Origin of the sequence: Microcoleus sp. S28C3 (assembly GCF_036700785.1) — a bacterium.
In the GTDB taxonomy this organism is placed as follows: Bacteria; Cyanobacteriota; Cyanobacteriia; order Cyanobacteriales; family Microcoleaceae; genus Microcoleus; species Microcoleus asticus.
On record NZ_JAUBPO010000033.1, the window covers coordinates 1 to 13,030 of the forward strand.

General features: G+C 46.0%; 10 protein-coding genes and 1 pseudogene. 7 read left to right on the forward strand and 4 right to left on the reverse strand.

Translation table 11 applies throughout. The annotated features are described in order from the left end of the window. Positions 1-80: 80 nt before the first annotated feature. Complete coding sequence (locus QUA13_RS12210; protein WP_333198707.1) at positions 81-1,805, reverse strand: AAA-like domain-containing protein; 1,725 nt, start codon at positions 1,803-1,805, stop codon at positions 81-83. 303 nt (positions 1,806-2,108) lie between these two features. Between QUA13_RS12210 and metK the strand changes: the two genes are divergently transcribed. The 7 genes and pseudogenes from metK to QUA13_RS12245 all read left to right on the forward strand — a co-directional run bounded on the left by metK (position 2,109) and on the right by QUA13_RS12245 (position 12,051). Further along, a complete protein-coding gene (gene metK / locus QUA13_RS12215) occupies positions 2,109-3,371 on the forward strand; it encodes a methionine adenosyltransferase (RefSeq protein ID WP_333198709.1) in 1,263 nt (420 codons plus the stop codon). Positions 3,372-3,573: 202 nt separating this feature from the next. Further along, positions 3,574-4,749: a family 10 glycosylhydrolase gene (locus QUA13_RS12220; RefSeq protein ID WP_333198711.1), complete on the forward strand. Its 1,176-nt coding sequence runs from the start codon at positions 3,574-3,576 to the stop codon at positions 4,747-4,749. 333 nt (positions 4,750-5,082) lie between these two features. After that, the gene (locus QUA13_RS12225; RefSeq protein ID WP_333198712.1) at positions 5,083-6,999 is read left to right on the forward strand and encodes a HEAT repeat domain-containing protein; all 1,917 of its coding nucleotides are present in this window, start codon (positions 5,083-5,085) and stop codon (positions 6,997-6,999) included. Between the two features lie 574 nt (positions 7,000-7,573). After that, positions 7,574-9,538 (forward strand): HAMP domain-containing sensor histidine kinase, encoded by a 1,965-nt coding sequence (locus tag QUA13_RS12230; protein WP_333198714.1) that lies wholly within the window; start codon positions 7,574-7,576, stop codon positions 9,536-9,538. Between the two features lie 287 nt (positions 9,539-9,825). Further along, positions 9,826-10,413 (forward strand): type II toxin-antitoxin system antitoxin SocA domain-containing protein, encoded by a 588-nt coding sequence (locus QUA13_RS12235; protein ID WP_333198716.1) that lies wholly within the window; start codon positions 9,826-9,828, stop codon positions 10,411-10,413. Beyond that, positions 10,385-10,762: a hypothetical protein gene (locus QUA13_RS12240; RefSeq protein ID WP_333198718.1), complete on the forward strand. Its 378-nt coding sequence runs from the start codon at positions 10,385-10,387 to the stop codon at positions 10,760-10,762. Before QUA13_RS12235 ends, QUA13_RS12240 begins: the two co-directional genes overlap by 29 nt. 206 nt (positions 10,763-10,968) lie before the next feature. Beyond that, positions 10,969-12,051, forward strand: a pseudogene (locus tag QUA13_RS12245) (IS630 family transposase). Positions 12,052-12,135: 84 nt separating this feature from the next. On the opposite strand, the gene QUA13_RS12250 reads toward QUA13_RS12245, so the two are convergent. The 3 genes from QUA13_RS12250 to QUA13_RS12260 form a co-directional block, all read right to left on the reverse strand. Beyond that, positions 12,136-12,378: a hypothetical protein gene (locus tag QUA13_RS12250; RefSeq protein WP_333198720.1), complete on the reverse strand. Its 243-nt coding sequence runs from the start codon at positions 12,376-12,378 to the stop codon at positions 12,136-12,138. A gap of 123 nt (positions 12,379-12,501) precedes the next feature. After that, the gene (locus QUA13_RS12255; RefSeq protein WP_333198722.1) at positions 12,502-12,741 is read right to left on the reverse strand and encodes a type II toxin-antitoxin system RelN family antitoxin; all 240 of its coding nucleotides are present in this window, start codon (positions 12,739-12,741) and stop codon (positions 12,502-12,504) included. 45 nt (positions 12,742-12,786) lie between these two features. Next, positions 12,787-12,987, reverse strand: coding sequence for a hypothetical protein (locus QUA13_RS12260; protein ID WP_333198724.1), 201 nt, complete (start codon positions 12,985-12,987; stop codon positions 12,787-12,789). Between the last annotated feature and the right edge of the window lie 43 nt (positions 12,988-13,030).

Genomic DNA, 13,030 nt, shown 5'->3' on the forward strand with positions numbered 1-13,030 from the left:
CCTGAAGTTTGTTCGCCATATTGGATTTCCTCTACTTTTACCCTAGATTTTAGTGTACCTTCATAGTGAATTGGTATTAGCTAATTAACAGCAGTAAATCGAAAATTTAAAAGCTTACTCATAGTGAGCCGATCGCGCCCCTGCCTTTTCGAGTGATAAAGAGCCTCATCAGCCGCCAGTACGAGCGTTGCTGCATCATTTTCCTGCCCCGGAACAACGCTGGCAATTCCCAAACTAATCGTTACCACAGAATTAGGCAGACCGTCAAATCTCTCCGGCTTAAAAAAAATCTTCAAATCTTTAACTTTCACTCTAATGTGTTCGGCAACAAGCAGAGCGCTCGCCGCATCAGTTTGAGGTAAAATCACAGCAAATTCCTCGCCCCCGTAGCGAGCCGCTACATCAGCAGAACGCTGGAGCGCTCGGCGAATTGTCTGAGCTACCTCTCGCAAACAATCATCTCCAGCTTGATGTCCGTAGGTATCATTATATATTTTGAAAAAATCGATGTCGCACATAATCAAAGATATCGGCGACCCATCGCGAGCCATCTGTTTCCATTCCGCTCGCAAGCAACTGTCAAAATGCCGTCTGTTGCCAATTTGAGTAAGTTCGTCCACATTCACCAAAGCTAGCAGCCTTTCATTTTCTTGCTGCAACTCCTCCCAACCAACAGTCGAGAAACAGTCCTCGCACAAATTTTGCTCTTGAAAATACAGGCGATATAATTTGCAAGATAAGCTACAGTTATTTCCCTCTAATTTGACAAGTCCCATGCTGTTTAACTGATAGGCGATAAAAGGTTCGATGTGAACGCTATTCTTAGCACCGACAACCTGTTGGAAGGCGGATGCCAGTGCCGGCTGCTGTTGAATGGCGATCGACTGATTTTGCAAGTAGTCGCTATAAATTCCGCTGTGAGTAGGAGCTGCTGTTAACAGTTCTGCCAACTCGGCTCGCCCCAGTTCCTCCCCAGGCTCGTCCCGATCGCCCGACTGGGGATTTTGCAGCAAAATTGCCAGGTGATAGAGCGCTAAATGCACTAAATAAGGATGCCCGCCTACCATGTTCATTAATTGCTCGATCGGATAGCTATCGCTCCAGTTCAGTCCGTATCTGCGCGCCAAATCTTGGACTTGTTCAGCAGTGAATTCTGAGAGTTTAATCGGCAGTCCTATATTAAATGGAGATTGATTAAGACTCAAAGCAATATAAATTTCTGTCGAGTGAATGACGACGATGCGGAGTTTTTGCCAAGTGAGAATGTGTCGAGATTGTTCGTACCAAGAACGCAGCAGTGGCAGAAATTCTTGAGCAATATTGGCGCGTTCAAATACTAGGTTTACTTCGTTGAGTACCAAGACAACCGGACTGTCAATTTGTTCGAGCAAATAGTTCTCAAAGTAAAGAGTGCAGCTTACCTTGCTGCCCATATCTTCATCCCAAAATTCATCGAGATTTGGTTCGAGTTTGAGTTGCCGAGCGACATTGACACAAAGCCAGCGCAAAAATTTATCTAAACTACCAAAAACCGCTGCGTCGGCTTGCTGAAAGTCTACATTTACTGTGCGGTATCCACGCTCGGCTGCCGCGTGAATTATGCGCAGCATCAGCGAACTTTTGCCCATTTTTCTGGGACCTTTAATGCGAATCAGGCTCCCTGGCTTGGTAATTTCTGCGCAAGCTCGGGCTTCGGCGGGCGATCGATCGATATAAAATGCAGAGTCAATCGGTATGGGGCCGCCGGGAAATTCTAGGTCTGCAACCGTTTGGATTAAGTTCGGTGATTTTTGGATTCCTGCCATAGTCCTTCCGCGAGGCGATACGCTGACTGTATCTTACCTTTGTCAGCTTAGGGGGGTAGACTAGCGGTGTGTCCCAGCTCGATCGAGAATCCTACAAAATCTAAGTTTTTAACGACTTCCCACGACTGACTTTGCTATAGTAGTGTGACTTTACCCAATCTCAAACCCTGCTTCAACACTTCTGCAGACCGACAAAAATTCGACGGCGGCCCAGACGCCATGATTCTTGGCCATTACCTGAAAAATAATTCGTCGGTCGTCGATGTCGCGCAGGCTTCGTCCCCATCAAAGGAGGAACAATCATTGTCACGTCGCTACCTGTTTACCTCTGAATCCGTCACTGAAGGCCATCCCGATAAAATCTGCGATCAAATTTCAGATACGATTTTAGACGCCTTACTGACTGAAGACCCCAAAAGCCGCGTCGCAGCCGAAGTAGTCGTCAACACCGGCTTGATGCTGCTGACGGGCGAAATTACCACTAAAGCTCAGGTAAATTACATAGAATTAGCCCGGAAAAAAATAGCCGATATTGGCTACATCCACGCTGACAACGGCTTTTCTGCCAATAGTTGCTCAGTCTTGGTAGCTCTTGATTCTCAGTCTCCCGATATTGCTCAAGGGGTGAATACAGCCCACGAAAGCCGGGAACAATCTAGCGAAGAGGAATTAGACGCCATTGGAGCCGGCGACCAAGGCTTGATGTTCGGCTTTGCTTGCAACGAAACGCCGGAATTGATGCCTCTGCCGATCAGTTTAGCGCACCGGATTTGCCGTCAACTGGCAGCAGTCCGCAAAACCGGTCAGTTATCTTACCTGCGTCCCGACGGCAAAAGCCAAGTTACGGTGATTTACGAGGACGGCAAACCCGTTGGCATAGATACGATTTTAATTTCTACCCAGCACACCGAAACGATCGGCGACCTCACAGAAACAGCCGAAGTTCAAGCCAAGATCAAACAAGACCTTTGGGCTGCTGTTGTCCAACCCGTGTTTGCCGATATTAGCGTGAAGCCGGATGCAGAAACTCGCTTCCTTGTCAACCCCACCGGCAAATTTGTGGTCGGCGGGCCTCAAGGGGATTCCGGTTTGACGGGCCGCAAAATTATTGTGGATACCTACGGCGGCTATTCCCGCCACGGCGGCGGCGCTTTTTCTGGGAAAGACCCCACCAAGGTAGACCGCAGCGCGGCTTATGCTTGTCGCTACGTTGCTAAAAATATCGTAGCTGCTGGTTTGGCACAAAAGTGCGAAGTGCAGTTGAGTTATGCGATCGGCGTTGCGCGGCCTGTTAGCATGATGATCGAAACTTTTGGCACTGGAAAAGTTGATGACGATCGCCTTTTGGAAGTTGTGAAGCAACATTTTGAACTGCGTCCTGCGGGAATCATTCAGGCATTTAACTTGCAGAATTTGCCTGCTGAAAGAGGCGGCCGTTTCTATCAAGATGTAGCAGCTTACGGTCACTTCGGACGCACTGATTTAGATTTGCCTTGGGAGGAAACTGATAAGGCGGAACTATTGAAAGAAGCTTTGAGCCAGAAGCTGTCGGGAGTAGCTGGATAGTACAATTTTGGGGTGCGCACTGCGCACCTTATCCATAATAATATCGGGTGCTACGAATCAAGATAGGGTGTGCACCGCGCACCTTATCTATAAATAATATCGGGTGTGCACCGCGCACCTTATCTATAAATAATATCGGGTGCTACAAATTAATAACGTAGCGTGCGCACTGCGCACCTTACAACAAAAATAGAATAAATAAATGCCATTTTTTACACCTTTCCAATCAGCAATTCGCAGTTTTGCTTCTTCGATCCAACAGCGGTTGGCGACGACTGGATTTTCTGCACCAAATCCAGCAACGCTGCCAAGTTCGTTTGCGACTAACAATCCTGGTGGAATTCGCGGCGTTTGGATACCCACCACTGACTGCAAAGTTCTCACATCAAAAGAGCGAATTGCTGAGGCAATGGACTTTCTCGCCGATACGGGATTTAATACGGTTTTTCCTATAATTTGGAGCCAGGGTTATACGGCTTATCCTTCTCAGATTATGCGAGAAAACTTTGGGGTGGAAATTGACTCGCGCTATCAAGGTCGCGACCCCTTAGCAGAAATATGCGTTGAGGCAAAAAGAGTTGGTTTAAAAGTGATTCCTTGTTTTGAATACGGATTTGTGAGTTCTTACAATCGCAAGGGCGGTCATTTGCTGGCGAAAAAACCTGAGTGGGCCGCCCGTGATTCCAGCGGCAATTTACTTAAGAAAAATAACTTTGACTGGATGAATTCTCTTGACCCGGAAGTGCAAAATTTTGTGCTGGGGTTGATGCTAGAAGTTGCTAAAAATTATCCGGTAAACGGCGTTCAAGGAGACGATCGCATTGCGTTTCCCGTAGAAGGCGGTTACGACGAAAAAACGGTTAAACGCTATCGAGAAGAGTGCGGTAAAGCAGCGCCGTCGAATTGTAAAGACAAACATTGGCTGCAATGGCGCGCTGATATTATTACTAAGTTTGTGGCTCGTTTACACCGAGAAGTAAAAGCTATTAATCCTGATTTGTTGCTGTCGATGTCGCCGAGTCCTTATGAGTGGGGACTGGAGGAATATTTGCAAGATTCTAAAGCTTGGGTTGACCAAAACTTGGTCGATTTGCTTCACCCGCAGTTTTATCGCCGCGATTTTAACGCTTACAAACAATTGGTAGATAAACTGATCGAGAGACAGCTTAGCGGGCAGCAAGTAAAGTGCGTGTCGCCCGGGATTTTGTTGACGAATCGAGGCAGCAAATATAGCATAACTCCCGAGCTGTTGTTGCAAGTAATTGCTTACAACCGCTCTCGCGGCATTCAAGGAGAAGTGATGTTTTTTTACGAAGGTTTGCGAGATAACGATAACGCTTTGGCTGAGGTTTTGAAAAAAGGGCCCTATGCTCGTTGAGAGATTGTCCCGCAATCAAGCTGTTTCCGGTTGGCTGCGGTCAACCGCGCCGATCGCTATTTCAAACCAACGAGCTATAAAATGATATAGCAGAGTTAGGCTATCTAACAACCCAGCGAGGCCAAGCAGCAAGCGCTACTAATTGTCAAGCCGATCGCCCAAAAAAACCCGATAATTAATAATTGGGGAGTTGCAAAAATAGTGGCATAAGACATATTTTAGAAGTGGTGCAAGCTTTTTTGAGAAGTAGCGTTTTGTAGACGCTATATTATTTTTTATACACACAATTTAAAATAGCAATCTCAAGCGCTCGCTAAAATATTAGGTAAATCAATGAACGCCGCAGCAACCCTCATCCAACAGCTACCCGATCTCAGCGATGCTCAATTCAATCAAAAATATTTGAAACAAAAAGAAGGGATGCGCACCTTGGCGACAATATTGCCACAAGTAGAAGAGCAAAGTCTGGCTTTGCGGGCAGTAAAATTAGCCCTAAAAGTAAATTTAAAACTCGGCTCCAAGCTAGCAGGAACGGTAAAGCCAGAATTTCAAACATCCACAATAAAATTAATCCAAAAAATCCCAACTTCGCCGCTGCTCAAAATTAAACTGCTGGCCCTAACAAGTTCGGATCTGGCAATTCCGATGCTGGTGGCAACATTGAACCACAAAGAAAGTGCAGTGCGCCTTCATGGCATTCGGGCGATCGGCAAAATCGGCTCCGAAGCAGCAGTAATTGAATTAGCCCGATCGCTCGAATCCGAAGATTCCCAAGTGCAAGCTTGGGCGGCTTGGGCTTTAGGAGAAATCAACTCGAAACCAGCAGCCTCCGCACTGCTCAAAGCCCTCAACCACAAAGCCTCCGGGGTGCGCGTCTGGGCTGTTTGGGCTTTGGGCAAAATTCACCCCAAAACGGCCGTCCCCGCGCTGCTCAAAGCCCTCAAACACCAAGACTCCGAAGTGCGCTGGCGGGCGGCGGTCAACTGCGGGAAAATCGGCGTTTCTGAGGTAGTTCCCGGGCTAATAAATGCCCTCAGAGACTCGAATCACATCGTCCGCGCTAGGGCCGCGACGGCTTTGGGGAAAATCGGCAATTGTGAGGCAGTACCCAGCTTAGTAGAATTGCTCCACGACGATCCCGACTCCTATGCAGTTTCTTTGAGGGCCGCCGAGGCCTTGGGACAAATCGGCACGGAAACGGCTGTGGCCGGCCTGCTGGAAGCCCTCAACCATGACGACTCAGACGTGCGCGGCAGTGCAGTTTCTGCCTTGGGGGAAATCAGCAGCGAGGTGGCTGTGGTGGCGGTAATGCGATCGCTCTCGGATCGAGACATTTTCGTGCGCGGCAGGGCGGCGGTTGCCCTGGGGAACATCAGTACAGCCGGAGATGCTAACTTGCAAAAAATGGTGACAGCGGGACTGGCGATCGCAATTGGCGACAGCGAATCTTATGTCCGGTGGAGAGTTGCTGCTGCTTTGGGGCAAATTGGGACAGAGGAAGCTGTGGCAGGTTTGGTGCGGCTGCTGGGGGACGAAACCTCTGGAGTGCGTCACAATGCTGTTAAATCCCTGGGTCAAATTGGCTCGACGGCGGCTATTTTGGCTCTGGAAACAGCTTTAAATCGCGAATTTGCTGACGTTCGCGCCCTGGCTGCCCAATACTTGGCCGATGCCAGCACTGAGGCAGAAACAGTTGATTTTGAACCATCAATTGCCGCAGATTTATCGGATCGAAAATTGCCGAAAATCCTGATTGCTTCGCAAGCAGAAGCCAGCGAATACAGTGTCGATCGCGCTGTGGGGCGCGAGATCGAATACCTGATCTCGATCGGCAGTCCGGGCGTAGCAGATCCCAGAAATTTTCACAAAGTCCCGAACCGACTGCGGCTGGAATTTAACGACCTCGACACCCCCGTTGACGACCCCGATCAAATCTTGCCTACCCTTGAGGATGTACTGAAAATTATTGACTTCGCCGTCAAAATGTCGTCGCAGGGAGGCAGTTTGCTCATCTGCTGCCAAAGTGGAATCAGCCGTTCAACTGCCACAGCTTTGATTGTTTGTGCTGCGCTGTTGGGTCGCGGCAAAGAACGGGAAGCTTGGGCCGTTGTGCTCGCCGCCAGACCCCAGGCTAAGCCGAACCGCTGGATGGTGCACTTGGCGGATGAAGCTTTGGGTAGAGACGGTAAGCTAGCACTGGCGATCGAATTGACCGCTGCCACTCCAGAACTCGCAATTGCCAACAGTTGACTCGCAGAAACCGGGTTTCTTTTCGTAAGCCCTACAGTTATACTCTACTAACGAGACTTCACCTCAGACTTGTCTTTGCGGGGCAACGATGCCAAAAGCCGATCGCCAGGGTGCAAAAGTTCTATCGGCTGCTGCATTTATGACATTCTGTGCTACAAAGTCGTCGGATGCTCAACAAAAACCGTCAAGCAATCGTCGCATTGCTGGCAGCAAAACTCCAAAGCTGAGGAATCGGGTGCATTGTCAACAGACAATATCAGGTTGGGGGAGCTCACAGGCAAAACGCATCAGACAGAATTTTCTGGCTGTAATATTCCACGCGGGGATAATTCACTGCCGGGATAAATTTTTATTTATTTTGCCTGCTGCAGACTTTTACGAGTCGAAAAAGTAATTTGGCAACAGCCATCAACAGCCTAATTATCTATTAGACATCAACCGAATTTAAGTTTTTCCTCGGACTCGACAAGAGTTTTAGATACTTTTTCGCCGATGCCTACTAGAAAATAGACAAGCTTTTCCGTTTGGAGAATTTAAGAGCGTGGTAAATTTTAACAGAATACAGCGGTTGCATATGTCAAAAATTAACTTGCTCAAAAAAACAGGGGACGAAGCAAGTCTATCGGTTGCCCTTTGCGAAGGAAAAGGCCAAGGGAATTCCGATTTAGAACCATTTAATCAACAGGAAAAACCTGTAGGAACGCCAAAGGTTAACCCAAAAAATAGCAATGTATGTAAACAGATGCCGCTCTTTATTTCCAGACCAGTGGCTTCTGTAGAAACCGCGATCGAAAAAACATCCAGCCAAGATTTTGTACAAAAATCATCCTTAAAAATCAGCAAAAGTTGGCTATCTAAAATTGGCAGTTTGCCTATCAATCAAAAAATTGGTGGCGGGTATTTGCTGGCAATAGGAATCGGCTTTCTTGGCTCCCTGAGTGGACTGGTAATCGCCGACTACTACCAAGGACAAGGAGTAAACCAACTCAATGATGCTCACCTGCAAGCCCAATTGGTGGGCAATTTTAAAGATGCAGCGCTGGCGGCGCAATTGCAGGGAGCACAGCTAGATTCTTTTGTAGACAATTCCGCCCAACTACAACTGCAAAAAGAGCAGTTGGTCGCGAGTGTTACTAAGGCAAAAAACCTGCGCTTGCGCATAGAAAAGTTTGCCGACAGCCAACCCGCTTGGCTGGCAGCAAAGCCGGAAGTTCTCAAAACTGTACTGCAAGAGTGCACGGAAAATTTAGAATCCTACGCCGATAATCTCCAGTCAACTTTGCAGCAAATCCAGCAATCGCAACTGTCGCCTCTGGAGATAGAGTCGGCCCGAAAATTGTTGGCAACAGAAAGCGGAGAAGGTGTCAAACAGCTCAACAAAAGCCTTGAGGAATTGAGCAAAATCCTCGAAATTGCCCAGCAGCAAGAGGGGCAAGGGGGTGAAGTGATGGAAGACGCCCAAGGAATGGAAAAAGCCATAATTATTGTTAGTATGCTGCTGTCGGTAGTGGTGGCGGGAATTGTGGCTTGTCGCACCAGTCGGGCGATCGCCCAACCTGTTATCAGCGTTACTCAGGTGGCCCAACAAGTAGCCGCCGAGTCTAATTTTGACTTGCGAGTCCCCGTCACGGCACAAGGCGAAATAGGCTGTCTGGCTGTCTCTCTCAATCACTTAATTGAGCGAGTTTCGGAACATACAAAAGAATTGAAAAAAGCTAAGGAAGCAGCCGTTACCGCTAACACTGCTAAAAGCCAGTTTTTAGCAAATATGAGCCACGAATTGCGGACGCCTTTAAATGCGATTATCGGCTACAGTCAACTACTTTCAGAAGATGCTCAGGATGCGGGATGTGATGAGTTTGTACCAGACTTGAACAAGATTCAGAAGGCGGGTACGCACCTGCTATCTTTGATTAACGATATCCTCGATTTGTCAAAAATTGAAGCCGGGAGGATGAAACTCGAAATCGATGAATTTGACATCGAATCCCTGGTTGACAATGTTGCGGGTGCCGCGAAACCGTTGGTAGAGAAAAATGGCAATGTTTTAGACATAGAGTGCGATCGAACTGCGGGTATCATGCACGCAGATTTCAAAAAAGTGCGGCAGGTTTTGATGCACCTGCTGAGTAATGCTGCCAAATTCACCAAAAACGGCAGGGTGAAACTGACTGTCAGGCGCATTGAAGGAAGCAGCAAATTGAATGCAGCAGGGCGATCGGCAATTGACAATTCAATGCCTGCCGATGAAACTCCTTCTGCGGCGATCGCTTGTCCCTTGCTGAATGTTGAAGAGTCGGATTGGATTTGTTTATCTGTTAAGGATACCGGAATTGGAATGTCGGAGGAACAACAGCACAAATTGTTTGAAGCTTTTGTGCAAGCTGACTGTTCAACAACGCGACCTTACGACGGCGCGGGATTGGGGCTGACACTCAGCCGCTACTACTGTCACATGATGGGCGGCGAGATTTTGGTAGAAAGCGAGGAGGGGAAAGGGTCTATTTTCACTGTGCGGATACCTGCAGGAAATGGGTGATGTGATGTTTGAGCCAGATATGTAGGGAGTACGCCGAGGGGCGAAAATTCATGTTTCAAACCTCTGGCTTTATGTCGAAATGTTTTACTATTGTCAGTGGCGGCGATCGTTCCGGGCGCGATATTTTATTTTTTGGGAAAGTCTATTTAAAAATTTTTTGTGCGTTTTGTTACACATTTTTAAGATAAAATTGCACTATTTACTGGGTTCGTATATAATAATTATATATTGACATTTTGCAAGTTTGTTAAAAGAAAAAACGTTTATTTAAGGATGTGGATTGAGCCATGATTGACTGTCTCAATGCTGCTCGCTACTTCATTATTAGAGCTTATGAGGATGGTATAGAAGCTGAAATGACTAATATGAAGATTCAAAAGCTTTTATATTATGCTCAGAGCTTACATTTGGCGCTATACAATGAGCCATTGTTTGCAGAAGAAATCCAAGCGTGGCGCTATGGGCCTGTTTGTCCTCCTGCTTATAGATTCTACAGTGATTTTGAGGCTAAACAATTACCAATTCCTCCCAAAGAATCCTTGTCGGATTTTCCGTCTGAGAAAAAAGAACTTTTAGAAGAAATTTGGGATTACTTCGGTGGCTACCATGCTTATCGGCTGAGTGATATGACTCACGGAGAATTTCCTTGGAAGAAAGCTCGTAAAGGTTTACCACCTCAAGCAAGTTCAACGGAGCCAATTCTGCTTAATGATATGAAGGAATTAGGTTATCAAAAGCTCGATCGCATAGAACGCGATCGCCCTGCATACGAACTAGCAATGTCTGAAACTGTGAATAATGCGTTTGCTTCGGAATCCTTAAATCGTATTGGCAAAGGAGAAGTGCATGACTGGCTCAACTCCCTTCTCGATTGAAGCATCCGATAATTTCAAGCGTTCTTTCAAGAAACTTGCAAAAGTTCACAAAGATAGCTTTGTTGCGCTGATTGAAAAAACCTTGGAAGATTTGATTGACGACCAATACCCCAATAACTCTCGCAATGAACCTCTACCCGGAAAAACTCAGTTACCGGAAGACTGGACATTTCATAAATTGGAAATCAGGTTTGCAAAAGGGGCTTCGGGGCAAATTAGACTGATGTACTTGGTTAACGCTACTACTTGCACAATTAGACTGGTTTGGATTTACAGTCATGAGCAGTTTGCCAAACGCCCTGCTGATGACGATCTAAAGAGTGTGCTCAGAGAAATTCTAGATTTTTAAGTCTAAATCCTAAGCTAAAATTTGCGGTTACTTAGGCAGCGTATCACTACCGCTCCGATCGCCCTTCTCGATTTCTCATGTCGCGATCGCAACCAGCGCCACTTTTATATAATCACATAGTCTTACCTGCGTTATATAGCGATCGCAAATGATTTGTAAATCATAAATAATGTATAATGAGGATGTAAACCTAAGTAGGAGTTGAGATGTCCCGAGAGAAATCGTCAGACAAATTCAAAGAAGATGAAGCCCAAGCTTTATTAGAACTCGAAAATTTTATTGCCGGCAATCCCGACCCAAGAGAACTAAAAAGAGCTTTAGCTGTTCGGATGCTAATTGAAGGGATATGTCGCGAAACTATCCAAACTATTTTGGGAGTATCATCTCCATTTATCAGCAAGTGGAAAATCAATTATGCGTTGTATGGAATTGAAGGATTGCTCTTAAATCATCAAGGCTCGCAGGGACAGATTAAGCCAGAAGAACGAGAGGAAATTATCCAATGGTTAACCGATAAAAACCAGTGGGATATATCCGCTGTTGCCAATTATATAGCAGAGCGATATTAGATTGAATTTAAATCTCAAACCAGCTACTATCAATTTTTTAAGTCAGCGGGAATTAGCTGGAAAAAGTCTCAAAAAAAGAACCCAAAAGGTGATGAAGAGCTTGTCAAAAAAAAGCACCAAGAAATTTGTGAAACTCTCGAAGAACACCGAGAAGGTATAGAGTCTAGAAAGCTTGTGGTGTATTTGATTGATGAGTGTCACCTTCTTTGGGGAGATGCCTGTGGCTATCTTTGGGGAAGGCGCAATGAGAAAATAGAAATACCGGTGGTAAATGAGAGAGAAAAACAAACTTATTATGGTGCGATAGATTATTTAACCAAACAGTTTGTTCTGCGAGAATATGCGACTGCGAATTCCGAGAATACGGTCGATTTCTTAAAGGATTTACAATCCTTAAATCCTGAAGCGAGACACTTGATTATTTGGGATGGAGCTAGTTACCACAAATATAAAGAGATGAAGGCTTACCTAGAAGAAGTTAATCGAGGCAAACAGAAGGATGAATGGCCTTTAACTTGTGTCCTGTTTGCTCCCAATGCTCCCGAACAGAATCCCGTAGAGGATATTTGGCTCCATGCCAAAACTTGGGTGAGAAAATTTGGGAATCGCCTCAGCTCTTTTGCCTTGGTTAAATGGTTCTTCAATTTTACCATACAGCAGCAAAGATTTGACTTTCCCAAGCTACATAAGTTTGGTGATTTTGAGCCAACATTCTCATGAAACTAATGATCGATCGAACCCTCGATCGATTTATGAATGATTTGCGATCGCTATATTCCTGTTTTAGCAATTTCCAGTAGTTATCTATACCTCCTCTTTACCTTCCGTCGCCCGTTGGTCATATTCTGCAATGATGCTCCGAAGGTCATCTGCTGCAATATCCACTTGTTCAGATTTTGTGTAAATCGTCAGCAAAATGATTGCCACTGCTGTTTTGACATAGTAAATCAGACGGTAGCCACCGCTTTTACCTTTCTGAGTATCGCTATTTCGGACTCTCAGCTTGAAGACGGCATAACTAATATCCGGTATTCGATCACCGGGCAACTCCCCTGCTAAAGTTGTTCGATGACGGGTTGTATATCATTCCGAATACTGCGATATTTCTTGGCAAGAGCACGTAGATTTCGGTTGAACGTTGGCGAAACTTCAACTTGAATTTAAGGCTGCTCAGACATCTTCAATCCCTTCCCAAAGTTGAGCAACTGAGATAGTTTTTCCAGTCATGGCTTCGTGCCAAGCTTGCCGAAAATCTGCTAACACTTCTGCTTGAGATTGATAGTCTATGTCTGCCTCTTCTGGAATTAGAACAATGACTTCTACACGGCTATTTTTATCAATTATGAGAGGAAGATCTAAGGTTAGTTCTCCCTGCTCATCGATCGTTGCCATGACTTTAAGTGCTTTCATTGCTACTCCAAATAATCAGTTCAAAACCACAAAAGATTCCAGTAATCATAGAGATATCTTCGTGCGTCCCCCGAATCGACGCACATAGCCCGAACCAATGCGGACAATCCATATCTGAGCGTCTGGGTGATGCGCTTCAAGCCGATCGCACGCCAGGATTTCACTGGCGTCAAATTTAAACGATCCGGTTTCAAAATCGATCGCGACAATTTTGTCATAATTGCCTTCCTCGACTCGCGATCGCACTTGCTAGTCATAGATTTCGTCGCCACGTCGGGCAAATTCTTCT